The organism is Campylobacter lari (assembly GCF_004357905.1).
GTDB classification, from domain to species: domain Bacteria; phylum Campylobacterota; class Campylobacteria; order Campylobacterales; family Campylobacteraceae; genus Campylobacter_D; species Campylobacter_D lari_D.
This window is the reverse complement of sequence record NZ_SMTT01000003.1, coordinates 147,301-170,866: the sequence shown is the minus strand read 5'-3', so window position 1 is coordinate 170,866 and position 23,566 is coordinate 147,301. Positions and strand designations below refer to the sequence as shown.

The following is a 23,566-nucleotide window of genomic DNA, read 5'->3' as shown; positions in this document are numbered from 1 at the left end:
GAGTTTTAGTAGATTATAATATAATATTAAGATGATGTTAAATAAATTATATTTTTTCTTAAAAGATAATAATATATTTCTAAGTGGTTCTGCTGGAGTTGGTAAATCATTCTTAACTACAGAACTTGTTAAATTATATAGAAAACAAGGTAGAATTGTTGTTGTGTTGGGTTCTACTGGATTAAGTGCATTTAATATAGGTGGAGTTACTTTACATAGTTTTTTTGCCTTTAAAAGATGTCAAAATTATGATGAGTTATATTATGAAGATAGAAAGCAAAGGGATAAAATAGAAAAATTAAAGAGAATTTTAAAGCAATGTGATTTGTTGGTTATTGATGAAATCTCTATGGTGAGTGCTTCATTGATGGAAATGATTTATTATAGATTAACAAGAAGTGACTTTAGTGGCAAAATTTTATTAGTCGGTGATTTTTTTCAACTTCCACCTGTAATAAACTACAAAGAGAATCAAAACACTTTATTTCAAAATACTCTATATGCTTTTTCTTCTCAAGCTTGGAATGATTTAAAATTTGTCAATTTAAAGCTTAGTATTACTAAAAGAACTTTGGATAAACAATTTTATGAATATTTATTTTTTCTTAGAATTGGTAAAGTAAATCAAGAAATACTAAGTTTTTTTAAAAAAATGTTATTTTATCCAAAAGATTTGCTTGAGTATATGGATGAATATACCCTATTGTGTGCTACAAATAAAAAAGCTAATTGTATAAATGCTAAAAAATTAAATCTTTTACAAGGTAAAGAAAAAATATTTAAATCAAGAATGGAAAAATTAGATCATACTTTAGATGATAAAATTTATGAGCAGTGGATTAAAGGATTAAATTCTTTAGAGGAGTTAAAATTAAAAATAGGCGCTAAGATTATTTTTTGTGTAAATAATAAAGAGGAAAATTATTACAATGGAGAACAAGGAATTATTTTAGATTTTATAAAAGATGATGAGCAAGAATATATTTTAATAGAAAAAAGTAATGGTGAGAATTTGCGATTAAAGGTTTATGAGTATATTTTGGAAGAATATGATTTAGATGATGAAGAAAAATTAGAAGTAAAAGTAAAAGCAAAATTTATTCAGTTTCCGATAAAGTTAGCTTATGCTATAACAATCCATAAATCTCAAGGTATGAGTATAGATAAGCTTATATGTGATATTGATGGAATTTTTGAAAAAGGACAATTATATGTATGTTTATCAAGGGCCATTAATCCTTGCAATTTAAAAATCATATATAATTATAAAATGCCTTTTGAGGATTATTTTTTAAGAATTTTAAAAACCGATAAAGAAGTGAAAAAATTTTATTTACAAGAAAAATTTATAGATTTAGAAGAAGACGAGGAGATAATATGAAATGGATTATAGTTTTGCTTTTAATGTTTTTTAATATCCATGCTAGTTCCTTGAGTATAGAAAATTTTAGAACTGATTTATATTCAAAGGTTGGAAATAATACTTTAAAAAAAATTGAAATGAATTTAGATTTTGAGGGAGAAAATTTAGATCAAAAGAAAATTATAGATGCTTTAAACACTATTGTATCCAGTTATTTTTATGAAGATTTATTTACAGAAGTTGGTAAAAATAATTTTAAAGAAACCTTGCTTAAATTTAGTAATAAAAAATATAAAACTCAAATTAAAAATATTTATATTTTAAAAATTAATTCGGTAGCTAAGTTTGACTTGGAAGAATTTAAGCGTTTTATAAATGATTTGGAAAAAAAAGATGACAATATAATAAAAACTATCAAACAAAAGGAAATTCAAGATAATTCCAAAGTTGCAAAAAATACGGATCAAAATAATACTCAATCAAAAGATATAAATACCGATCAAATAAACAACAATGATAAAGATGATAATAAAAGTTTTAATCAAGATACTAACACAAGTAAAGAGGCTATGGATATGATTTTAAAAACCATGGAAAAAACTCAAATGCAAATGTTAGCTCCAAGTAAAGAACAGCAAGATTTGTTTAATGAAATACCATTTTGATTATTGAATAATATCAAAATGGCTTGGGATTTTTGGTATAAAAATATTTTCGTTGATATTTTGATCAAATTTCTGATTATAAAAATAAATACTAACTAAGTTTCCCAACTCATCTTTATAAGAAATATTACTAAGATTATCATTTTTTAGTTTGATATTATATGTGATATTTTCGTATTTTGCTTCATAATTTTCATGAGATATTAATTTTGCATTTTTAAAAATTTCTTGAAGATTTGGTAAATTTTGCAATTGAGTATAAATAGCTTGTTCTAACTCAGGCTCTATGATAATAACTTCTTTGTGATTGATATAAATTTGTTTTTTATTTGGTTTAGTATAATTCCAAAAGGCTTTATTTTGAGTAATGATAAAATTTCCTTTATAATTTAGCGAAGAATTATTGCTTTGTACCTTTTGTTCAAAATTACTACTAAAATTTTTAAAATTTATATCAAAAGCAAAAATACTACAAACAAATAACATTAAAAATATAAAATATCTCATAATTATCCTTTAAAAATTTTGTAAATTATATAAAATTTATCCAAACAAAACTTTTTATATAGTTCTAATTAAATTCAAGGTATAATCTAGCATATATTTTTGTAATTAAAGGTAAAAAAATGTTTTCTAGTGTATTTAAAGCAATATTTGGCACAAAAAATGATCGAGAAGTAAAAAAATATTTAAAGAGGGTTGCACAAATTAATGCTTTAGAATCAAAATACCAAAATTTAAGCGATGATGAATTAAAACAAGTATTTATAGAATTTAAAACACAAATTCAAAAAGAAGAACAAACTTTAGACCAAATATTGAATGATGTTTTTGCGATAGTTAGAGAAGTAGGAAAAAGAACTCTTAATATGCGTCATTTTGATGTGCAATTAATTGGTGGTATGGTTTTACATGATGGAAAAATTGCTGAAATGAAAACTGGGGAAGGTAAAACCTTGGTTGCAACTTTACCTGTTGTATTAAATGCTATGAGTGGTAAGGGTGTGCATGTGGTTACCGTAAATGATTATTTGGCTAAAAGAGATGCAGAGCAAATGAGTGCTATTTATAATTTTTTAGGTTTTAGTGTAGGTGTGATACTTTCAGAACAAAATAGTGATGAGGCACATAAAAAAGCTTATGAGTGTGATATAACTTATGGTACAAATAATGAATTTGGCTTTGATTATTTACGCGATAACATGAAATTTTCAAAGCTTGAAAAAGTACAAAGAGAGCATAATTTTGTTATAGTTGATGAAGTAGATAGTATTTTAATAGATGAAGCAAGAACTCCGCTTATTATAAGTGGGCCTACAAATAGAACTTTAGACGGCTATGTTAAAGCAAATGAAGTAGCAAAACAAATGCAAAAAGGCCAAGCAGCTACTACTCTTCAAGAATTGCCAAGTGGTGATTTTGTTGTCGATGAGAAAAATAGAACTATTATGATTACAGAGGCTGGAATTTCTAAGGCTGAAAAATTATTTGGAGTAGAAAATTTATATAGCTTAGATAATGCAATATTGGCCCATCAGCTTGATCAGGCTTTAAAAGCACATAATTTATTTGAAAAAGATGTGCATTATGTATTAAGAGATAAAGAAGTTGTAATTGTTGATGAATTTACGGGAAGATTAAGCGAGGGAAGACGCTTTAGTGATGGCTTACACCAAGCATTAGAAGCTAAAGAAGGGGTAAAAATTCAGGAAGAAAGTCAAACTTTAGCAGATATTACTTTCCAAAATTATTTTAGAATGTATAAAAAGTTAGCAGGCATGACAGGTACTGCACAAACTGAGGCAACGGAATTTTCTCAAATTTATAATTTAGATGCAGTTTCTATACCTACAAATATACCAATTGCAAGAATAGATAAAGATGATTTGATTTATAAAACTCAAGAAGAAAAATTTAAAGCAGTTATTGAAGAGATAAAAAAAGCAAATGCAAAGGGTCAGCCAGTTTTAGTGGGAACTGCAAGTATTGAAAGAAGTGAAGTATTTCATAATATGCTTGTAAAAGAACGCATTCCTCATCATGTGCTTAATGCTAAAAATCACGAGCAAGAAGCTTTGATTATTCAAGATGCGGGTAAAAAAGGTGCAGTGACTATAGCTACTAATATGGCAGGTCGTGGGGTTGATATAAAAATAGATGATGAAATAAGAGCTTTAGGAGGGCTTTATATTATAGGAACTGAACGCCATGAAAGTAGAAGAATAGATAATCAACTTCGTGGTCGTGCAGGACGTCAAGGTGATCCTGGTGTAAGTAGATTTTACTTAAGTTTAGAGGATAATCTTTTAAGAATTTTTGGTGGTGATCGCATTAAAAATATCATGGAAAGATTAGGTATAGAAGAGGGTGAGCATATAGAAAGTCGTATTGTTACAAGAGCTGTTGAGAATGCGCAAAAAAAAGTTGAAAGCTTGCATTTTGAAAGCAGAAAACACTTGCTTGAATATGATGATGTGGCGAATGAACAAAGAAAGACTATTTATAATTATAGAAATGAATTATTAGATGAAGAATTTGACTTGCAAGATAAAATTTTAAAAAATATTGCTGAGTATAGTAATCACTTAGTAAGCCAAATTTATTTAAATGCAGAACTTGAAGATGATGTTAAGCATTTTGAAAGCTTAAAGCAAAAAGTAAGTTATGAGTGTAATCTTGAGCTTAGCGAAGCTGATTTTAAAGATTTAGGTGTAATTGAAGTAGAAAATAAATTAAGTGAAATTTTAGAAAAAGCTTACAAAGATAAAATGAGTATTATTGATGATAAGGAAGCTAGAAGAATTGAAAGAATCTTATATCTTCAAATTTTGGATAATCTATGGAGAGAGCATTTATACCAAATGGATGTTTTAAAAACTGGTATAGGTTTAAGAAGTTATAATCAAAAAGATCCTTTAGTAGAATATAAAAAAGAAAGTTATAATCTTTTCATGGAGCTTGTTGAGCGTGTTAAATTTGATAGTTTAAAATTGTTATTTAATGTAGTTTTTACTCAAAAAGAAGCACAAAATTTTGAAGAAAAAAGCCATGAGCAAAATGAGCAGTTTTTAGCTAATACCACAGAAAGTGGTGTTGATGAAAACGGTGAAGCACAAATTACTAAAGTACCTAGAAATTCACCTTGTCCTTGCGGTAGCGGTAAAAAATATAAAGAATGCCATGGTAAAAGTGGTCCCAAAAAAGGTATTTTAGCTTAAGGTTTGAAATGAATTTAGTTATAGTTGAAGATGATATAAATATGAGAAAATCACTTGAAATTGCTTTGAGTGAGTATGAAGAATTTGCTATAAAATCTTATAAATCAGCAACTGAAGCTTTAAAAAAACTAAATGATGATGTTGATTTGATTATTACAGATATTAATATGCCGGGTATGGATGGTATTGAATTTGTGCAAGCTTGTGAGAATAAATATGATTTTATTATTATCACAGGTAATGCAACACTAAATCGTGCCATAGAAGCAGTAAGACTTGGAGTAAAAGATTTTCTAGTAAAACCATTTGATATTAATACTTTAGTAACTGCGATAAAACGTGCAAAAATAATCCAAGAAAAGACTTCTAAAAAAACAAATAAAAAGACTATTAAAAAAGAAGAAAATCAAGATTTTTATGGCACTTCTAAAGCTTTGGAAGATTGTTTAAAATTGGCTACTAAGGCTGCTAAGACAGATGCAAGTGTGCTTTTTTTTGGAGAAAGTGGGGTAGGTAAAGAAGTTTTTGCAAATTTTGTGCATAAAAATTCAAAAAGAGCACAAAAACCTTTTGTGGCTATTAATATGGCAGCAATTCCATCAAATTTGATAGAAAGTGAGCTTTTTGGTTTTGAAAAAGGTGCATTTACCGATGCTAATACTACTAAAATAGGGTTGTTTGAGCTCGCTAATGAAGGCACTTTGTTTTTAGATGAAATAGGTGAAATGCCTTATGAAATTCAAGCAAAATTATTAAGAGCCTTGCAAGAAAAAGAAATTACAAGATTAGGAAGTACTAAGAGTATAAAGATTGATGTAAGAATTATTAGTGCAACTAATGCTCATATAGAAAAAAAGATTGCAGATAATGAATTCAGACAAGATTTATATTATAGGCTTAATACTATTCCTATTAATATACCACCACTAAGAGAGCGTCAAGAAGAAATTTTGCAAATTGCACAAAAGGTATTACTTGATACATGTAAAGAATACGATTTTAATGAAAAAACTTTAAATCAAGAAGCACAAGATGCTTTGCTAGCTTATGATTTTCCAGGTAATATTAGAGAGTTGATTTCTATTATACAAAGAGCTTGTATTTTAAGTGAAAATGATGAGATTAGCACTCAAGATTTATTCTTAGAAAGTAGAAAAAGTAAAGATATTAAAAATCTTGAAAAAGAATTGATTTTAGAAGCTTTAAAAAATTCGCAAGATATTGCAGAAGCAGCTAAGCTTATAGGGATGAGTGAGAAAATTTTTAGTGAAAAAATGAAAAAATACAATATTACTTAAAAAGGATGGATGATGAAAAAAATAGCCATTGTAGGTGCAACTGGAGCAGTCGGAGAAGAGCTTTTAAATGTTTTGGATGAGCTTGATTTCCCGGTTGAAAGTATTTTACCATTAGCAAGTGCAAAAAGCGCAGGTAGTGAAGTAGAATTTAGAGGAAAAAGTTATAAAGTAAAAGAATTAACTCCAAATGTTTTTAAAGAAAATCCTGTAGATATTGCTTTTTTTAGTGCCGGAGGAAACATAAGTGCTGAGTATGCAAAATACGCAGTAGAGTGTGGTGCTGTAGTGATTGATAATACTAGTCATTTTAGAATGGATGAAAATGTTCCTTTGGTAGTTCCTGAATGCAATAGCGAAGATATTAAAGATTGGGAAAAAACAGGAATTATTGCTAATCCAAATTGCTCTACTATACAAATGGTGCATGTTTTAAAACCACTTGATGATGTATTTAATCTAAAAAGGGTAGATGTAAGTACTTATCAAGCAGCAAGTGGTGCAGGTAAAGAAGGTATGGAAGAATTAGTTCAAGGAATGCAAAGTTTTTTTGCTTTTAAATTAGATGAATTTGAGGCAAAAACTTTTCCATATACCTTAGCTTTAAATTTAATTCCTCAAATTGATGTTTTTAGTGAAAATGGCTACACTAAAGAAGAATTAAAAATGGTAAATGAAACGCAAAAAATATTGCATAAAAAACTTGAAATTTCAGCAACTTGCGTAAGAGTTCCTGTGCTTAGAAGTCATAGTGAAGCTATTACTATGCATTTTGAAAAAGATGTTGATGTTGTTAAGGTTAGAGAGATACTTTCTAAAGCACCAAGTGTTGTTGTGATTGATGATGTAGAAAATAAAAAATATCCTATGCCACTTTTTACAAGCGATACTAATGAAACTTATGTAGGAAGAATTAGACGCGATATTAATCATAAAAATATTTTACACTTATGGTGCGTGGCTGATCAAATTCGTGTAGGAGCTGCTACAAATGCAGTGCGTATTGCACAAAAATGGTTAGAATTGGTTTAAAAAGGAGAAAAATGTTAGAAAGATTTTTTGAGAATTTATTGGTTAAGAGCCGTTTAGTCACTATTTTGCCTGTAATTTTTGGCCTTATAGGAGCTTTTGTTTTATTTTTTATTGCAAGTTATGATGTGATTAAAGTTTTAAAATATGTATTTGAGTATTTTATGTTACCTAATTCTACGGTAGATTTGCATGAGGATATTGTTGGTTTGATTATAGGGGCTGTAGATTTATATTTAATGGCTTTAGTTTTATTTATATTTTCTTTTGGAATTTATGAACTTTTTATTAGTGAAATAGAAGAATTTAAACAAACTAAACAGTCAAAAGTTTTAGAAGTGCACAGTTTAGATCAACTAAAAGATAAACTTGCAAAAGTTATTATTATGGTTTTAGTTGTAAATTTTTTCCAAAGAATTTTACAAATGCAACTAAATACGGTTTTGGATATGACTTATCTTGCAGGTTCTATTTTAGCTCTTTGTATAGGACTTTATTTTTTACACAAAAGTGATCATTAAAATAAGGAATAAAAATGATTTTTATTGATGCATGTTTTAAAAAGTCAACCCCTTATACTCCAGTTTGGATGATGCGCCAAGCAGGAAGATATTTACCTGAATATATGCAGGTTAGAGCAAGTGCTGGAGATTTTTTATCACTTTGTAAAGATTATAAAAAAGCGAGTGAAGTTACCTTACAACCAGTAGATATTTTGGGTGTTGATGCAGCTATTATTTTTTCAGATATTTTGGTAGTACCTTTAGAAATGGGTATGGATTTAAAATTTGAAAAAGGCGAGGGCCCTATATTTTCAAATCCTATTAAAACAAAAGAAGAATTGGAAAGATTAGATGTTGAAAAAAGCATTAAAAACCTTTCTTATATTTATGATGCACTAGCATTTACTAGAGAAAAACTTACACAAGATAAAGCTTTGATTGGTTTTTGTGGAAGTCCTTGGACTATTGCTACTTATATGATAGAGGGTGGTAGTAGTAAAAATTATGCAAAGTGTAAAAAAATAGTTTATCAAAATCCTGAATTTTTACATCAAATTTTATCTAAACTTACTTTTGTTTTAAAGTATTATATTCAAGAGCAAATTAGAGCAGGTGCTAATGCTATACAGATATTTGATAGTTGGGCAAGTGCTTTAGAAAAAGAAATGTTTTTTGAGTTTTCTTTTAAATATATGCTTGAAATTGCTGATTTTATAAAGGAAAAATATCCGCATATTCCTGTGATTTTATTTCCTAAAGGGGTAAGTGGGTTCTTAGATGATATAAATGGAAATTTTGATGTCTTTGGAGTAGATTGGAGTACCCCTTTAGAGTTGGCTAAGGAAAAACTAGGCGCTAAATATACTTTGCAGGGTAATATGGAGCCTTGCAGACTCTATGATAAAAAAGCTATTGAACAGGGTGTGGATAAAATTTTAAATATTATGCAAGATAGTGCGCATATTTTTAATCTCGGACATGGAATTTTACCTGATATTCCTGTTGATAATGCTAAATATTTTATCAAGCTAGTTCAAGAGAAATCTAAAAAGTGAGTAAAATAACTTTTGGGCCTATAAGTTCAAGAAGATTTGGACTTTCATTGGGAATTGATTTAAGTCCAAATCAAAAACAATGTAATTTTGACTGCGTTTATTGTGAATTACAAGCTGCAAAACCTTTGGAAAAATCTTTAATTTATCCTAAAATAAAAAATATTATCGATGAAGTACAAAGTGTATTGAAAGGTAATGTGCAATTTGACTTTTTAACATTAACTGCAAATGGTGAGCCTACTTTATATCCTCATTTAAAAGAATTAGTTTATGAATTAAATAAAATAAAACAAGATAAAAAACTCTTAATCCTAAGCAATGGTAGTGGAGTTTTAAATTCGGATATTTTTGATGCTTTAATGTATATTGATGTAGTTAAATTTAGTCTTGATAGTGCAATGGAAAAAACTTTTTATAGAGTTGATAGGGCTTTAAAGCAAATAAAACTTGAAACAATGATAGAACAAATGATCGCCTTTAGAGAGAAATTTTTGGGTGAGCTTGTTATGGAAGTTTTAATTGTCAAGGGATTGAATGATAACAAAGATGAGATGTTGGCTTTAAATGAGGCATTTGACAAGATAAGACCATCAAGAGTGGATTTTAGCACTATAGATAGACCGCCTGCGTATCCTGTTAAAGGTATATCTTTGGAAAAGTTGGAAGAATTAAGTATGTATATCACTAGTGTGCCTGTTGTGCTTGCTAAACATTATTACAAAGGTGAAAAAATTGATTTTAATATCCAAGAGCTCTTGAAGATGCTGCAGCTTAGAGCACAAAGTGAATTTGACATAGAAAACAAATTTAGTCAGCATAGTAAAGATATATTAGAAAAATTAATTAAAGAACGAAAAATTGTTGTAGAAAATTTAGCAGGAGTAAAATTTTACAAAAAAGCGTAATTTTTTATAAAAAATCTTGACAAAAAAGTTTTTTTCTTATATAATATCATTTCTTATTTATTGATGTTCCGGATTAGCTCAGCGGTAGAGTAGTCGGCTGTTAACCGATTGGTCGTAGGTTCGAATCCTACATCCGGAGCCACTTTGTAAATTTAATCTCATGTATATTTTATAATAATCTAATTTGTAATTTATAATTATATTTTTTTTGATGGTCAATTAGTATTTTCTTATTTTATGAAAATACTAATTTTTAATATCAAAAGTAAAAAATTTACTTTCAAAATTATTTCCTACTTTTTCATATTGAAACATAGCAGGTTCTAAATTTTGGACTTCATGATATAATAGTCCTAGTGCAAGTCTTGCTTCTAAGGTTTCTTCATTTTCTAATTTTGCAAGCTCTAGTAAAGCTATGGCTGAATTTGGATTATTAGAACCTATCGCTGCTACTGCGGCTAAAAATAAAGTTTGTGCATCTTTGATTTTATAATCATCTATTAAGATATTGTAAAGCGTATATGCTTCTTGGTATTCTTTAGCAAAAATATCAACATAAGCTAGAGCAAAAATCAGCCCGATGGAATTTTTATTACTCATAGCAAGTCTTTTTTTTATGTCATTTCTAACATGATTTAATAAGCCTGTAATTTGCATAAGTGTCACATAGCTGTCTTTAACTATACCAGCTCCACCAAATAAAGAATTATAATCAAGCTTGGTTGTTAAAAAATACATTTGTGCTTGTTTGGCATACTCTTTAATATCAAGATTTGTGTTTTTAGAATTAAAATATAAAATATTGCTAATAATATCCTCACCGAGCAAATCTTTTAATTCTTTTATTTTTTGATTTCTTAAAATTTCAAGATTATTGCCATTAGCAGCTACTATAGCAAACATTAGTTCTAAAGGAGTATTTTTGCTATTTGAAAGGTTGTCTAAATAAGGAATCATAGCAGTAAAGTCACTTTTAACTAGATGTAGTAAATATTTATAGATATTATGATTTTGATCGATATTATTATCTGCTTGTAAATTTTCCAAAAGTTCATTAGCAAGTTTGGTATAATCTTTTTTTACTAAATCCATGCAATATATGGCAAAAATACCTGCAATATAATTTTTTGGATTTAAATGATAAGCAGTTGAAAAATGTTTATATGCATTATTATAATCTTGCAGTTGTGCATAAGTTAAAGCAAGATTATAATGAATTACATCGTGAGCATGATAAATTTCACTTAAATTTTTAAATTCTTGATTTGCTTCTCTTAGATGAAAATTAAAAGCTAGATTGATAGCATGAGATAATTCCACATTAACGCCTGATAAAGCTTTGCTTTTAACAAGCAATTCATTTTCATACTCATACCCTTGTATGAAATTTCCCAAATCAGCTTTTGTGATGAGTTCCATGCTTTGTTTTATATCAAAAACGCGATAAGGTGAAAAATAAAAAAGTAAATCATAAATTTGTTGTTTTCCTGTGATTAAACTTTTGGCAAAATGTTGCTGCGCTATATCAATATTTGAAAAATTTCTTTTTAGTCTTGTTTTTATGTTATAGTATTTTGAGCCAATAGCTCTATCTTTTACATATAAAGTTTTTAAAATTTGTGCACCATTGTCAAATTGGCCTGTTTTTAATTCTACTAAAGCTAGAGCCATTTTGCTTCTTATGGCTTGATTTTCTATTTTTGATGCTTTTTCAAGATATTCTTTAGCTTTTTTATATTCTCCCAGTTTTGCATATAATAAACCTAAGGGTAAGCTTGCTTCATAATCTTGTTGCTTTTGCAGAAGATTAATGGCGTTTTGATCAGATTTTAATAATGCGTAAATTTTTGCCCCAAGGTAATAAGACTCCCCTTGATAGCTGTTGATATTACTTGAACGCATGAACATTTGTAAAGCCTCTGGATAAAATCCTTGATAGTAATTAATTAATCCTAGATAATAATCATACAAAGAAGATTTAGAATCTTGTGGTAAATGTACTCTTGCTAAATCAAGATAATATTTAAATTTCTCTTTATCGCCTAGATTAAAATAACACACAGCTATATTAATAGCTGCTGCAACTTTGTGTTCTTCTAATTCTAAAGATTGTTTGAAATTCTCAACAGCACTAATATAATCTTTTTGTTTCATTTGAGCTACACCAAGATTATAACTTGATAAAGATTGATTGAAAATATTAATATTATTATAAAGCTCTAAAGCACTTTCTATATCACCTTTTTCATATAATAAATTTGCCTTTTGTACTACAAGATCTAAAGCAGATTGTTTCACCTTTGTGATACTTGTACTAACATTATCTTCTAAAATTGGATTATTTGTGATTACTTTTTTATCTTCTTTAAAAACAAGAAGTAAAACTAAAATAATAAATAAAATTAGAGCAAGAGCACCAAGTGTTGAAATCAAAATAAGAAATTTTTTATCAAAAAGCTTTTTCTTTTCTTCAGGTTGTGATGCTTGAGGTTCTTCCTCTACTCTTTGAAAAGTACTTTCTTCTTCCTCTAATTCAGGAGGTATTGTGCCAGGAGGGATAGTTTGTTCTTCCACTCCTGGATTTTCATCAATCTCTGAAAAAGCTTTTTCTTGATTATCTTGTTCTTTAAGTGTTACTTCTTCGGCCATGTTTTCTCTTAAAAGTATTTTCTTAATGCATCAGGAATTCTTATATTTCCATCTTTTTCTTGATAATTTTCCATAATAGCTACCAAGGTTCTACCAACAGCTAGTGAAGAACCATTAAGTGTGTGAACTAATTCATTTTTGCCCTTATCGTTTTTAAAACGGATCTTTGCGCGTCTTGCTTGAAAATCTTTACAATTTGACACAGAGCTAATTTCACGGTATTTGTTTTGCGATGGAAGCCATACTTCTAAGTCTACTGTTTTCGCAGCAGAAAAGCCCAAATCTCCCGTGCAAAGCATTAAATGCCTATGTGCTAGACCCAAAGAGCTTAGTAAATCACTGGCGCAATTTAACATTTCTTCAAACATCAATTCACTTTGATCAGGCTTACATATACTAACAAGCTCTACTTTTTCAAATTGATGTTGCCTTATAATACCTCTTGTATCTCTACCCGCGCTTCCTGCTTCTTGTCTAAAACAAGCACTATAGCAGGTCATTTTTAAGGGTAGTTCTTCTTGAGTTAAAATTTCATTAGAATAAAGATTAGTTACAGGAATTTCAGAAGTTGAGATGAGATATAAATCATCATTTTCTACCTTATACATATCATCTTTAAATTTAGGAAGCTGTCCTGTGCCATACATGGTTGCGCTATTTACTAAAAATGGTACATTGACTAGCTCAAAACCTCTACTTCTATTAAAATCAATCATATAATTTACCAAGGCTCTACTTAGTAAAGCTCCTTCATTTTTAAGCACACAAAAACGACTTTGTGAGATTTTAACCCCTCTTGTAAAATCAAGCCAGTTTAATTTTTCTCCCAAATCATGATGTTCTTTGATTTCAAAATCAAAACTAGGAGGTGTTAGAACTTTTTTTAATTCTACATTTTCATCTTCATCTTCTCCAAAAGGCACGCAATCATCAGGGATATTTGGTATTGCTAGGGCAATTTGTTCTAGTTTTTCTTCTAGCGTGCTAACGATTTTTGACTGAGTATTGATTTTTTCTTTATTTTGGCTTAGTTGTACTTTTAAGCTTTCTTTATCTTGTGTTGTTGCAAGCTCTTTACTAAATTTATTTTGAAAAGCTTGAAATTCTTCCAAAAGTGCTTTTTCTTTTTTTAAATTTATAAATAAGTCGCTAAGTTCTTTGAGTAAATTTTCATCTACTTTTTTAGCTTTTAGTTTTTGCGCAATTTCATCAAAATTATTTTGCAAAAGTTTTAAATCTAACATTCTAACTCCTTTTATAGTCCTATTTTAGCATAAATTTTTTCCATTGTTTCTCGGGCTTGTTTTTTTGCTTTGCTTGCTCCAAATTCTAAAATCTCATCGATTTTAGAAGGATTAGCTAGTAATTTTTCATATTCTTCCTTAGCCGAGGCAAAATACTCACTAATGATTTCATTTAAATATATTTTAAAATGCCCATAGCCTTCACCACCTTTTTCATAACGGCTTTTTAAAGTTTCTTGTTTTGTTTTGTCTAAAAACAATTTTGCGATTTTAAATACATTACAATTTTGCCAATCTTTTGGATCTTCTAAAGCTGTACTATCTGTAACAATGGAAGAAATTTGTTTTTTAATAGCTTTTGGTGTATTAAAAATATCGATTGTGTTTTGATAAGACTTGCTCATTTTGGCTCCATCAGTACCAGGTACTACTGCAACTTCATCATTAACTTTAGCTTGAGGTAGGGTAAAAATTTCACCCCATTCGTTATTTACTTTTAAGGCTATATCTCTTGCTATTTCAACATGTTGAATTTGATCTTTACCTACAGGAACTACTTGAGCATTAAAAAGTAAAATATCTGCAGCCATTAAAACAGGGTAAGAAAAAAGCCCATGGTTGGCATTTAAACCTTTGGCAATTTTATCTTTATAGCTATGTGCTCTTTCTAAAAGTCCCATTGGGGTAAATTGAGAAAGAATCCAATAAAGCTCCATTACTTCTTTTACATCACTTTGTAACCAAAATACGCTTTTTTGTGGATCAATTCCTAAACTTAAAAAAGCTGCCGCAGCTTTGAGTGAATTTTGTTTAAGTTTTTCTCCATTAAAATTTGAAGTCATAGCATGATAGTTTGCTATAAACATATACATTTGATTTTCTTCTTGCATATTTAGCATTTGTTTTATAGAGCCAAAATAATTTCCTATATGTAAATCCCCACTTGGCTGTAATCCTGTAATAATTCTCATTTTACCTCTTTTTTGATTTCTTTAATTATTTCTTGGATATTTTTGTTTTCAATATTTATAATGATATTTGCTTTTTTTTCATATTTTTTGATTCTTTGATCAAATAGTATTTTAGCATTGTTTGTGTTTGAAAATAAGGGTCTTGTGGCCAATTCTTCTTTATTTAGTCTTTGCAAGAGATAATCAAAACTTGCTTTTAAGTAAACGATAGTACCAATATTTTTTATTTTTTTTTGTTCTATGAAGCCACCACCGCTTGCAATAGAACAATTTTGCACATAAGTTAAAAACGAAACAAGTTTTTTTTCTTCTTTGCGAAATTTTTTTTCTCCATATGTTTTAAAAAATTCACTAATTTCAAGATTAAATTTTTCTTTGATTAAAACATCTGTATCTAAAAAGAATTTATCATATTTTTTTGCATAAGCCCTTGCTATAGTTGTTTTACCACAGCCCATAAATCCTACAAAAAGGAGGTTAGTTTTCTTGCTCATCTTTGCTACCTTTTTTTCTTGAAGCTAAAATTAAAGGTACACCTTCAAAGTTAAATTGTTTTCTAATTTGATTTTGTAAATATCGTTTATAACTAAAATGTAAAGCTTTTGGTCTATTCATAATTAGAGCTATTTTTGGAGGTGCTAAGTCGTATTGAACCGCATAATAAATTTTCACTAATTTACCATAATCATGTGGTAGCGGGTGGGCTCTTGTGGCTTCTTCTACCAAAGCATTTAATTTTGCTGTTGGAATTTTTTGGGTGAAATTTGCAAAAACTTCTAAAATTTTATCCAAAAGCACATGTATTCTTTTTCCACTTAAAGCTGATACGCTTACAACAGGTGCATAAGCTAGGAATTTAAAACGATCTAATTTTAATTCTTTTAAAGTTTTATCAAAATCAAGTTCGCTTTTATCCCATTTATTAAGTACGATAATCACACCTAAACAATGTTTAGCAGCAAGCCCTGCGATACGCTCATCAAGTTCGTTAAAACCTTCAGCTGCGTCAAGTACTAAAAGTGCAATTTGAGCATTGGCTAGGGCATATTCAGTTCTATTAAGTGCATAACGCTCTAAACCCTGTATTTTCCCGCGTTTTCTAATACCTGCGGTATCTACAAATTCGATGATTTTATCTTTATGCATAATGCTTTCATTAACAGGATCAATTGTAGTGCCTGCTATATCGCTTACCACGCTACGTTCTTCTTTTACTAAAGCATTTAAAAGACTTGATTTTCCTACATTAACCCTGCCGATAATTCCCACTTTAATATGATTTTCATTAATAGTTTTTAGCTTAAAATCTCCGCTATTTTCATCAAAATTTTCTAAATAACTTTCAAAGTCTTCTTCTTCATCTGCATTTAAATAACTTTCATCTAAAAACTTACTAGCCCACATACAAAGCTCATCAATGCCTATATTATGTGTTACAGAGATATTAAAAACTTCTTTTACTCCAAAATTAGAAAATTCCCAAGATCTTTCTTCGTCTTTTTTGTTATCGACTTTATTGATTACTAAAGCTATGGGTTTGTTGAGTTTTTTCATTTCATAAAAAAAAGCTTTATCTTCATCATCAGGTAAAAATTTTCCATCCACCATATAAAAGATAATATCACTATTTTTAGCAGCTTTAAGCGAATTTGCTTTGATATTTTTAAAAAGCTCATTACTCTCATCAAGCCCGCCGCTATCTATCAACAAAGCTTTTTTGCCATCAATTTCTACTTCTATTTTATTAGTATCTCTTGTAGTTCCACTTATGTCACTAGTTATTGCAATGCGCTTTCTTGCAAGTCTATTAAAAAGACTTGATTTGCCAACATTTGGTTTTCCTATTAAAATAATACTTTGCATTAATACTCATTTTTTAAATTTTTATTTGTGATTATATAAAAATTGCCTTAAAATTAAGCAAAAAAGACTAAAATAACAGGAATTTTATATGGAATTTATATGTTAAGAATAGTTAAAAAGAATTTAGGTATATATTTTATGATTATTGCTTCTATAGAATTTGCATTTGTAGGTGCTTGTGCAAAAATTCTTAGTGAAGAATTATCATCGATTGAAATTATGTTTTTTAGAAATATTATAGGCACAGCTTTTATGCTTTATGCGCTTTCAAAATTAAATTTTCATAAAAGTGGCGGACATCTTGGACTGCTTATTTTTAGAGGTATTATAGGAACGATCGCTTTATATCTTTTCTTTTATAATGTTTCTAATATTTCATTAGGTGGGGCTTTTGCTTTTCAAAAAACAGCGCCTATTTTTATAGCTTTGATTGCTTTTTTGTTTTTTAAAGAAAGTTTGGGATTAAAAGCTTGTTTTGGGATTTTGATTGCTTTTATAGGAGTATTATTAATCTGTCAGCCTTTTGCAGATAGCACTACGCATTCAGGTTTTGATTTAAAAAATAGTATTTTAGGAATTTTAAGCGGTTTTTGTGCAGCCTTGGCGCTAACTAGCGTAAGAGAGCTTAGAAAATCATACCCAGCGCCATTTATAGCTTTATCTTTTGTTTTAATTGGTACTTTGATGCCTTTAATGTCTATGATTGTAGGTTCTTTTTATGAAATAAAAGAGCTTGATTTTTTAATTGCTCCTTTTGTTATGCCTAGTCTTAAAGCTTGGATTTTTATTGTTTTGATGGGAATTTTTGGAGCAATGTATCAAATTCATGTTACTAAAGCTTATGGAGTAGCAAAAAAGGCAGGAGTTGTTGCGGGGGTTAGCTATATAGATGTAGTTTTTACTTTATTTTTGGGCATATTATTAGGAGATGAATTTCCTAGCTTAATGGTTTTTATAGGAATTTTTAGCATTATTTTAGGAGGAATTATTTTGGTTAGTAAGCAAACAAAAGGAAAGAAAAATGGAAAATAAAACAGATTTAATTTATGGTTTAGAAGATAGACCACCTTTTGCTAAGGCATTTTTTGCTGCATTAGTGCATTTAATGGCTATGTTTGTTGCTGTGATTACACCTGCTTTATTAATTTGCAAAGGACTTGGGATAGATGATACTAATACGGCTAGAATTATTTGTATGTCGCTTTTTGCTTCAGGCGTTGCTTCGCTTTTGCAGATTAAAACTTGGGGTCCTATAGGGAGTGGACTTTTATCTATTCAAGGGACTAGTTTTAATTTTGTTGCACCTATTATTTTAGGTGGGCTTGTTTTAAAAAATAATGGTTTATCGCAAGAAGCAATGCTTGGAGCCATTTTTGGCACTTTAATGCTTTGTTCTACTACTGAAATGATTATTTCTCAAATTTTACCTTTTATTAGAAGAGTGATTTCGCCTTTGGTTTCAGGTATAGTTGTGATGATTATAGGTCTTAGTTTGATTAATGTTGGCCTTGTGAGTGCAGGAGGTGGATTTGCGGCTAAGGCAAGTGGTGAGTTTGGCTCATTACAAAATTTATTATTAGCCGGAGTTGTGATTTTAAGTATTATTGTTTTAAATCGTTTTAATAATGCCTATATAAGAATTTCTTCTTTATTTATAGCTATGATAATAGGACTTTTAGTAGCTATGACTTTTGAAAATTTTAGTTTTAATTTTAATGAAAATTTACCTTTAGTGTTTTTACCCGATCCTTTACATTATGGTTTGAGTATTGATTATAATCTTATTTTACCTTTGATTTTAGTTTTTATGGTAACTTCTTTAGAAACTATCGGCGATATTAGTGCTACTAGTGAAGTTTCAAATCAGCCAGTTAAAGGCGAACTTTATGCAAAAAGATTAAAAGGCGGGGTTTTGGCTAATGGTTTTAATTCCTTTGTTTCAGCCTTTTTTAATACTTTTCCAAATTCATGTTTTGGGCAAAATAATGGCGTTATAGCTTTAACAGGTGTTGCAAGTCGATATGTTGGATTTATTGTAGCTTTTATGTTGATGATTTTGGGTTTGTTTCCTATTGTGGCTGATATTACTTTGCAAATTCCAGAACCTATTTTAGGAGGAGCAACTTTAGTAATGTTTGGTACTATAGCTGCAACGGGAGTTAGGATTATTTCTAAGGAAAATTTAAATCGTCGTTCTATTATCATCATAGCTATGAGTTTGGGTATAGGGCTTGGAGTTTCTAATAATCCTGATATTTTAGAATTTATGCCAATGTGGTTTAAAACTTTATTTTCTTCAGGGATTGCAGCAGGTGGGATTACGGCTATTATCTTAAATTGCATTTTTCCGCTTGAAGAAAATGAAAAAAATAAAGTAAAATAATAAAAAATAAGGAAAAATAATGAAAAAAATGATACTAATAACAGGTCCTTGTGTAATAGAAAATGAAGAACTTGTTTTTAAAGTTGCACAAGAGCTTGAATGCTTTTTAAAAGATGGTAGAATTGATTTTTATTTTAAATCAAGTTTTGATAAAGCAAATAGAACTAGTATTAATAGTTTTAGAGGGCCAGGTCTTGAAAAAGGCTTGGAAATTTTGCAAAAAGTGAAAGATAAATTTGGCATGCAAATTCTTACTGATATTCATGAGAGTTCTCAAGCGAGTGTTGCGGCTGAGGTTGTAGATGTTTTACAAATTCCTGCCTTTTTATGCAGGCAAACTGATTTATTAGTAGCTGCTGCTAAAACAAAAGCCAAGGTAAATGTAAAAAAAGGGCAATTTTTAAATCCTGAAGATATTAAATACAGTGTAGCTAAAATTTTACAAACTAGAGGCATTGATGAAGAAGGTTTTGAAATAGCCAAAGAAAATGGAGTTTTTGTAGCTGAGAGAGGTTCGAGTTTTGGTTATGGAAATTTGGTCGTAGATATGAGAAGTTTGGTTATCATGAGAAAATATGCTCCAGTTATTTTTGATGCTACTCATAGTGTGCAAATGCCAGGAGCAAACGGTGGAAGTAGTGGAGGCAAAAGTGAATTTGTAGAGCCATTAGCAAGAGCTGCTGCTAGTGTTGGTGTAGATGGATTTTTCTTTGAAACGCACATTGATCCTTGCAAAGCTTTATGTGATGGACCAAATATGCTTGATCTTTCAAGACTTAAAAACTGCGTAAATACGCTTTTAAAAATTCAAGAAATCATTTAGAAAAGGAAAATTATGAAGATAATAGAGGGAAATTTAAGTTTAAAAGGTGATGAGAAAATTGCGATTATCAATGCAAGATTTAATCATATCATCACAGATCGTTTAGTTGAAGGTGCTAAAGATGCTTTTTTAAGACATGGGGGCAAGGAAGAAAACTTAAGTCTTATCTTAGTGCCAGGTGCTTTTGAAATTCCTTTTGCATTAAAACAAGCTTGTGAGAGTAAAAAATTTGATGGAATTTGTTGTGTTGGAGCAGTAATTCGTGGAAGTACACCACATTTTGATTATGTAGCAGCTGAAACTACTAAAGGTATAGCAAGTGTAGGGCTTGGAACCAATATACCTGTAAGTTTTGGAGTTTTAACAACTGATACTTTAGAGCAAGCCATAGAAAGAGCAGGTAGTAAAGCAGGTAATAAGGGTTTTGAAGCTATGCTTACTGTAGTTGAAATGCTTAATTTAATCCAAAAAATTAAGGCTTAAAATGGCTACTAGACACCAAGTAAGACAAAGTATAGTTTCTTTGCTTTATGCAGCACAGTTAAATCAAGAAAATAAAGATTTTATCAATGAATTTTTGGATGAGAAAAAAATTCGCAATGACCAAAGAAAATTCACTCTAGATTTATATAATGGTATCAATGAGCAACTTACTTTGCTTGATGAGAAAATCAATGAGTGTTTGAAAGAGCACAAATTAGATGGAGTAGCTAGTATAGAAAAGGCCATTTTGCGTTTGGGTACTTATGAGATTTTATTTACTTCTACACAAAAAGCGATTATCATTAATGAGGCTATAGAGCTTGCAAAAGAAATGGCAGGAGATAATGCTCCTAAATTTATCAACGGGGTGTTGGATAAAATTAACAAGGAAAAGCAATGAAACTTTGTGTGGCTTTTGATGTGTCAAGTTATGATGAGTGTATTAGTTTGGCTAAAGAATTAAAAGGTTTAGATCTTTGGGTTAAAATAGGGCTTAGATCATATTTAAGAGATGGGGTAAAGCTTTTAGAGGCGATTAAAAAAGTGGATGATTTTAAAATCTTTTTAGATTTAAAGCTTTATGATATACCAAATACCATGGCAGATGCTTGCGAAGAGCTTGCTAAACTTGATGTGGATATGTTTAATATCCACGCAAGTGCAGGTAAAAGTGCTATGTGTATGATTATGGAGCGTTTAAGTGTTTTGAGTAAAAGACCTTTGGTGCTTGCTGTATCTGCTTTAACTAGTTTTGATGAGCAAGAATTTTTTAGTATATATAGACAAAATATCAAACAAGCCGTTAAGGAATTTTCTAAAATTAGCTATGAAAGCGGTCTTGATGGTATGGTTTGTTCGGTATATGAGAGCTTATTGATTAAAGAAAATACAAATACAAATTTTATTACACTAACTCCTGGAATTCGTCCTTTTAAAGAAAATTTAGATGATCAAAAAAGAGTAGCTGATATACAGTGTGCTAAGGATAATCTGTCAGATTTTATCGTGGTTGGAAGACCTATTTATAAGGCAAAAGAACCTAGAATGGTTTGTGAGAATATATTAGAGCATTTAAAATAAGCCTAGAGGCTTATTTTAAATAAATTTTCATTTTCTTATTTTCTAAAATAATTCCATCATCATCACTAATAATTTGAAATTCTCCATTAAAATATCTTAAGAAGTCGTTTTCAAATTTCATAGATTCTTGATCGCAAAGCATTTTTGTCGAAGCAAGATTATCTTCTATTTTGATACTACTTCCTTGATCTTTATAGTTTCCAAAAAATCTATTACATCCTGATACACCAAAAACTCTTTTATCTTTATTATCAAAACTAATGCTTGCTTTAGTATTTTGAGGAAGTTCATGATTTTTTCCATTAGCTTCATAAGAACTTATAGTAAATTCTTTATTTTGTAAATCATCAACACTTAAATTTGCCACAGAACACCCACTAAAAATAGCTAAGCTCGCTATACTTAATGTGATTATTTTTTTCATTTTTATACTCCTTTGATTTATACATGAAAATGTTTTAATTCATCCTCTAAATTTTGACAAACTATATTTAACTCATGAGCAACATCTAATAAAATTTTTGAAATTTCTTCATTTTTATCACTTAATTTTACCGTTTCTTGCATTTTATCAAGCAAAGATTGCAAAGTTTCTTGTGTGCTTGAAATTTTTTGCATGCAAGCATTTGCTAAATCTCTTGCATTTTCATTGCAAACTTTTACTTCATTGGTTCCTTCTACAAGTTCTTTTGCATCTTGATTTAAAGAGTTAATTTCGTTAGCATTGTGTTTTAACTCTTTGGAAACTTCATTGATACTATCTACCAATTGTTTGGTTACGATGGCAATATTTTTTAAAAATTCTTCTGAATTTTGAGCAAGATTTCTTACATCTTCAGCAATAACTGAAAAGCCACGACCAAATTCTCCAGCACGCGCAGCTTCAATACCTGCATTTAAAGATAATAGATTGGTTTTATCAGCAATTTCTCCCATCATGTCAGAAGCTTTTTTAATCTCTTCTGCTTGTTTTTCCATAACTTCTACTTTTTGAGATAATATATCTTCATTTTCAGCTACAACTTTTACCTTATCTACTACTTGATTTAATGAGTCAAGCATAGTGTTTAAAACTTCAAAAGATTTTGTATTGGCTTTATTTGCGTTATTTGAAAGTTCAGCAAGATCTTGTAATTCTGTATGAATTTGCTCACTTAAATGATAAGATTCATCAGTTTTTGTATGACCTTCTTTAGTTCTATTTGCTAGATCAAGTGCATTAGCATTTAAAAGTTTAGATTGTTTATCTACCATTTGAGAATTTTTATTAGTAGAAATCACTGTATTTTGAATTTTTTCAATAAATTGGTTGATGTAGGTGCAAGCTTTACCTATTTCATCGGTGCTTTTTATATTAATTCTTGCGCGTAAATCTCCATCGCCGCTAGCTAGTTCTTTGGCATGTTTTAAAAGATCTAAAACAGGATTACCTACAACTATTTTTAAAATATAAAGTACAGCAAAAACGGTAAAAAGTAAAGCAACACTAAAGATTATAATATAGGTTCTAGCTGAACTTGCCAAATCATCATCTACATGTTTTAAATCATTGTACATATCCATAACACCCAAAACATCACCTTCTTTAGCATTAGCATGACAAGCAAGACAACCTTTATTGGCGATAAGTGGGCGTATAAGTCTTAGATAATGTCCTTGTTCGTTATTGATTTCAACGGCTTTAATTTCTGGCTTGTTAAATTGCTCGTTGATAATACTCTCATCACTTTTTGTAAAATGTTGTATTTCAAAGAGCTCAACTGTGCTTTTTGAAGGATAAATTTTAATATCTTTTATACCTTCTATTTCACCAGCATCTTTTATAGCTTGTTCTATAATAGCAGGATCGCCCAAATTCATTGCCATTCTTAATGTTTGAAAAACAGAAGTACTTAAAGTATCTAAATGTGCACGGCTGATTCTATCTGTAGTTTGTTGAGAATCTTTTTGTAAGATAATCTGCATGATAATAAAACTAATTAGCAATGTAGAAATCATTGCTAAAGATATTTTTGCACCTATGCTCTTAAACATTTA

The 23,566-nt window shown here is 29.4% G+C and carries 22 protein-coding genes and 1 tRNA gene; 15 read left to right on the top strand and 8 right to left on the bottom strand.

Translation table 11 applies throughout. The features are described from left to right. Nucleotides 1-34 precede the first annotated feature (34 nt). Both E2O22_RS04050 and E2O22_RS04045 read left to right on the top strand, forming a co-directional pair. Nucleotides 35-1,381 carry an ATP-dependent DNA helicase gene (locus E2O22_RS04050; RefSeq protein WP_133319338.1) on the top strand — a complete coding sequence of 449 codons (1,347 nt, stop codon included), beginning with the start codon at nt 35-37 and terminating at the stop codon, nt 1,379-1,381. Next, nucleotides 1,378-2,028 carry a flagellar basal body-associated FliL family protein gene (locus E2O22_RS04045; protein ID WP_133319337.1) on the top strand — a complete coding sequence of 217 codons (651 nt, stop codon included), beginning with the start codon at nt 1,378-1,380 and terminating at the stop codon, nt 2,026-2,028. Before E2O22_RS04050 ends, E2O22_RS04045 begins: the two co-directional genes overlap by 4 nt. On the opposite strand, the gene lolA is transcribed toward E2O22_RS04045, so the two are convergent. Further along, nucleotides 2,029-2,535 carry a LolA-like outer membrane lipoprotein chaperone gene (lolA, locus tag E2O22_RS04040; RefSeq protein WP_133319336.1) on the bottom strand — a complete coding sequence of 169 codons (507 nt, stop codon included), beginning with the start codon at nt 2,533-2,535 and terminating at the stop codon, nt 2,029-2,031. Nucleotides 2,536-2,654: 119 nt separating this feature from the next. Between lolA and secA the strand changes: the two genes are divergently transcribed. The 7 genes from secA (at nt 2,655) to E2O22_RS04005 (ending at nt 10,175) form a co-directional block, all read left to right on the top strand. Further along, nucleotides 2,655-5,246 carry a preprotein translocase subunit SecA gene (gene secA / locus E2O22_RS04035; protein WP_133319335.1) on the top strand — a complete coding sequence of 864 codons (2,592 nt, stop codon included), beginning with the start codon at nt 2,655-2,657 and terminating at the stop codon, nt 5,244-5,246. A gap of 8 nt (nt 5,247-5,254) precedes the next feature. Next, entirely contained in the window at nt 5,255-6,544 is a 1,290-nt protein-coding gene (locus E2O22_RS04030; protein ID WP_133319334.1) for a sigma-54-dependent transcriptional regulator, read from the top strand. A gap of 12 nt (nt 6,545-6,556) precedes the next feature. Next, nucleotides 6,557-7,573 carry an aspartate-semialdehyde dehydrogenase gene (locus E2O22_RS04025; RefSeq protein ID WP_243705639.1) on the top strand — a complete coding sequence of 339 codons (1,017 nt, stop codon included), beginning with the start codon at nt 6,557-6,559 and terminating at the stop codon, nt 7,571-7,573. An 11-nt stretch (nt 7,574-7,584) separates the two neighbouring features. Then, a complete protein-coding gene (locus E2O22_RS04020; RefSeq protein WP_087699510.1) occupies nt 7,585-8,091 on the top strand; it encodes a YqhA family protein in 507 nt (168 codons plus the stop codon). 14 nt (nt 8,092-8,105) lie between these two features. Then, nucleotides 8,106-9,128 (top strand): uroporphyrinogen decarboxylase, encoded by a 1,023-nt coding sequence (hemE, locus tag E2O22_RS04015; protein WP_133319332.1) that lies wholly within the window; start codon nt 8,106-8,108, stop codon nt 9,126-9,128. Then, the gene (locus tag E2O22_RS04010; RefSeq protein ID WP_133319331.1) at nt 9,125-10,033 is read left to right on the top strand and encodes a radical SAM protein; all 909 of its coding nucleotides are present in this window, start codon (nt 9,125-9,127) and stop codon (nt 10,031-10,033) included. The genes hemE and E2O22_RS04010 overlap by 4 nt, the downstream gene beginning before the upstream one ends. Nucleotides 10,034-10,100: 67 nt before the next feature. Continuing rightward, a tRNA-Asn gene (locus E2O22_RS04005) sits at nt 10,101-10,175 on the top strand. A 104-nt stretch (nt 10,176-10,279) separates the two neighbouring features. On the opposite strand, the gene E2O22_RS04000 is transcribed toward E2O22_RS04005, so the two are convergent. Genes E2O22_RS04000 through der form a run of 5 tightly spaced genes read right to left on the bottom strand, consistent with a single transcriptional unit; the run spans nt 10,280 to nt 16,760 of the window. After that, nucleotides 10,280-12,682, bottom strand: coding sequence for a tetratricopeptide repeat protein (locus E2O22_RS04000; RefSeq protein ID WP_133319330.1), 2,403 nt, complete (start codon nt 12,680-12,682; stop codon nt 10,280-10,282). Nucleotides 12,683-12,690: 8 nt separating this feature from the next. Then, nucleotides 12,691-13,926 carry a serine--tRNA ligase gene (gene serS / locus E2O22_RS03995; protein ID WP_133319329.1) on the bottom strand — a complete coding sequence of 412 codons (1,236 nt, stop codon included), beginning with the start codon at nt 13,924-13,926 and terminating at the stop codon, nt 12,691-12,693. Between the two features lie 11 nt (nt 13,927-13,937). After that, nucleotides 13,938-14,897, bottom strand: coding sequence for a tryptophan--tRNA ligase (trpS, locus tag E2O22_RS03990; protein ID WP_133319328.1), 960 nt, complete (start codon nt 14,895-14,897; stop codon nt 13,938-13,940). Beyond that, nucleotides 14,894-15,391: a shikimate kinase gene (locus E2O22_RS03985; protein WP_133319327.1), complete on the bottom strand. Its 498-nt coding sequence runs from the start codon at nt 15,389-15,391 to the stop codon at nt 14,894-14,896. Before E2O22_RS03985 ends, trpS begins: the two co-directional genes overlap by 4 nt. Then, nucleotides 15,375-16,760, bottom strand: a complete 1,386-nt coding sequence (gene der, locus E2O22_RS03980) for a ribosome biogenesis GTPase Der (RefSeq protein ID WP_133319326.1) — start codon at nt 16,758-16,760, stop codon at nt 15,375-15,377. The genes E2O22_RS03985 and der overlap by 17 nt, the downstream gene beginning before the upstream one ends. Nucleotides 16,761-16,859: 99 nt before the next feature. Between der and E2O22_RS03975 the strand changes: the two genes are divergently transcribed. Genes E2O22_RS03975 through pyrF form a run of 6 tightly spaced genes read left to right on the top strand, consistent with a single transcriptional unit; the run spans nt 16,860 to nt 21,529 of the window. Beyond that, a complete protein-coding gene (locus tag E2O22_RS03975; protein WP_133319325.1) occupies nt 16,860-17,792 on the top strand; it encodes a DMT family transporter in 933 nt (310 codons plus the stop codon). Then, nucleotides 17,782-19,143: a uracil-xanthine permease family protein gene (locus tag E2O22_RS03970; protein WP_133319324.1), complete on the top strand. Its 1,362-nt coding sequence runs from the start codon at nt 17,782-17,784 to the stop codon at nt 19,141-19,143. The genes E2O22_RS03975 and E2O22_RS03970 overlap by 11 nt, the downstream gene beginning before the upstream one ends. A 19-nt stretch (nt 19,144-19,162) precedes the next feature. After that, complete coding sequence (gene kdsA, locus E2O22_RS03965; RefSeq protein WP_133319323.1) at nt 19,163-19,966, top strand: 3-deoxy-8-phosphooctulonate synthase; 804 nt, start codon at nt 19,163-19,165, stop codon at nt 19,964-19,966. A gap of 12 nt (nt 19,967-19,978) precedes the next feature. Next, entirely contained in the window at nt 19,979-20,449 is a 471-nt protein-coding gene (gene ribH, locus E2O22_RS03960) for a 6,7-dimethyl-8-ribityllumazine synthase (protein ID WP_039628154.1), read from the top strand. 1 nt (nt 20,450) lies between these two features. After that, the gene (gene nusB, locus E2O22_RS03955; RefSeq protein WP_133319322.1) at nt 20,451-20,849 is read left to right on the top strand and encodes a transcription antitermination factor NusB; all 399 of its coding nucleotides are present in this window, start codon (nt 20,451-20,453) and stop codon (nt 20,847-20,849) included. Next, complete coding sequence (pyrF, locus tag E2O22_RS03950) at nt 20,846-21,529, top strand: orotidine-5'-phosphate decarboxylase (protein WP_133319321.1); 684 nt, start codon at nt 20,846-20,848, stop codon at nt 21,527-21,529. Before nusB ends, pyrF begins: the two co-directional genes overlap by 4 nt. Before the next feature lie 10 nt (nt 21,530-21,539). Here the strand turns inward: pyrF and E2O22_RS03945 are convergent, their stop codons facing one another. Beyond that, nucleotides 21,540-21,953, bottom strand: a complete 414-nt coding sequence (locus E2O22_RS03945; protein WP_133319320.1) for an META domain-containing protein — start codon at nt 21,951-21,953, stop codon at nt 21,540-21,542. 17 nt (nt 21,954-21,970) lie between these two features. Further along, nucleotides 21,971-23,563: a methyl-accepting chemotaxis protein gene (locus E2O22_RS03940; RefSeq protein WP_133319319.1), complete on the bottom strand. Its 1,593-nt coding sequence runs from the start codon at nt 23,561-23,563 to the stop codon at nt 21,971-21,973. Between the last annotated feature and the right edge of the window lie 3 nt (nt 23,564-23,566).

Excerpts from the sequence above, each read along its gene's own strand:
- E2O22_RS04050 (WP_133319338.1), top strand. The coding sequence starts at position 35 with ATGTTAAATAAATTATATTTTTTCTTAAAAGATAATAATATATTTCTA.
- E2O22_RS04045 (WP_133319337.1), top strand. The coding sequence starts at position 1,378 with ATGAAATGGATTATAGTTTTGCTTTTAATGTTTTTTAATATCCATGCT.
- lolA (WP_133319336.1), bottom strand. The coding sequence starts at position 2,535 with ATGAGATATTTTATATTTTTAATGTTATTTGTTTGTAGTATTTTTGCT.
- secA (WP_133319335.1), top strand. The coding sequence starts at position 2,655 with ATGTTTTCTAGTGTATTTAAAGCAATATTTGGCACAAAAAATGATCGA.
- E2O22_RS04030 (WP_133319334.1), top strand. The coding sequence starts at position 5,255 with ATGAATTTAGTTATAGTTGAAGATGATATAAATATGAGAAAATCACTT.
- E2O22_RS04025 (WP_243705639.1), top strand. The coding sequence starts at position 6,557 with ATGAAAAAAATAGCCATTGTAGGTGCAACTGGAGCAGTCGGAGAAGAG.
- E2O22_RS04020 (WP_087699510.1), top strand. The coding sequence starts at position 7,585 with ATGTTAGAAAGATTTTTTGAGAATTTATTGGTTAAGAGCCGTTTAGTC.
- hemE (WP_133319332.1), top strand. The coding sequence starts at position 8,106 with ATGATTTTTATTGATGCATGTTTTAAAAAGTCAACCCCTTATACTCCA.
- E2O22_RS04000 (WP_133319330.1), bottom strand. The coding sequence starts at position 12,682 with ATGGCCGAAGAAGTAACACTTAAAGAACAAGATAATCAAGAAAAAGCT.
- serS (WP_133319329.1), bottom strand. The coding sequence starts at position 13,926 with ATGTTAGATTTAAAACTTTTGCAAAATAATTTTGATGAAATTGCGCAA.
- trpS (WP_133319328.1), bottom strand. The coding sequence starts at position 14,897 with ATGAGAATTATTACAGGATTACAGCCAAGTGGGGATTTACATATAGGA.
- E2O22_RS03985 (WP_133319327.1), bottom strand. The coding sequence starts at position 15,391 with ATGAGCAAGAAAACTAACCTCCTTTTTGTAGGATTTATGGGCTGTGGT.
- der (WP_133319326.1), bottom strand. The coding sequence starts at position 16,760 with ATGCAAAGTATTATTTTAATAGGAAAACCAAATGTTGGCAAATCAAGT.
- E2O22_RS03975 (WP_133319325.1), top strand. The coding sequence starts at position 16,860 with ATGTTAAGAATAGTTAAAAAGAATTTAGGTATATATTTTATGATTATT.
- E2O22_RS03970 (WP_133319324.1), top strand. The coding sequence starts at position 17,782 with ATGGAAAATAAAACAGATTTAATTTATGGTTTAGAAGATAGACCACCT.
- kdsA (WP_133319323.1), top strand. The coding sequence starts at position 19,163 with ATGAAAAAAATGATACTAATAACAGGTCCTTGTGTAATAGAAAATGAA.
- ribH (WP_039628154.1), top strand. The coding sequence starts at position 19,979 with ATGAAGATAATAGAGGGAAATTTAAGTTTAAAAGGTGATGAGAAAATT.
- nusB (WP_133319322.1), top strand. The coding sequence starts at position 20,451 with ATGGCTACTAGACACCAAGTAAGACAAAGTATAGTTTCTTTGCTTTAT.
- pyrF (WP_133319321.1), top strand. The coding sequence starts at position 20,846 with ATGAAACTTTGTGTGGCTTTTGATGTGTCAAGTTATGATGAGTGTATT.
- E2O22_RS03945 (WP_133319320.1), bottom strand. The coding sequence starts at position 21,953 with ATGAAAAAAATAATCACATTAAGTATAGCGAGCTTAGCTATTTTTAGT.
- E2O22_RS03940 (WP_133319319.1), bottom strand. The coding sequence starts at position 23,563 with ATGTTTAAGAGCATAGGTGCAAAAATATCTTTAGCAATGATTTCTACA.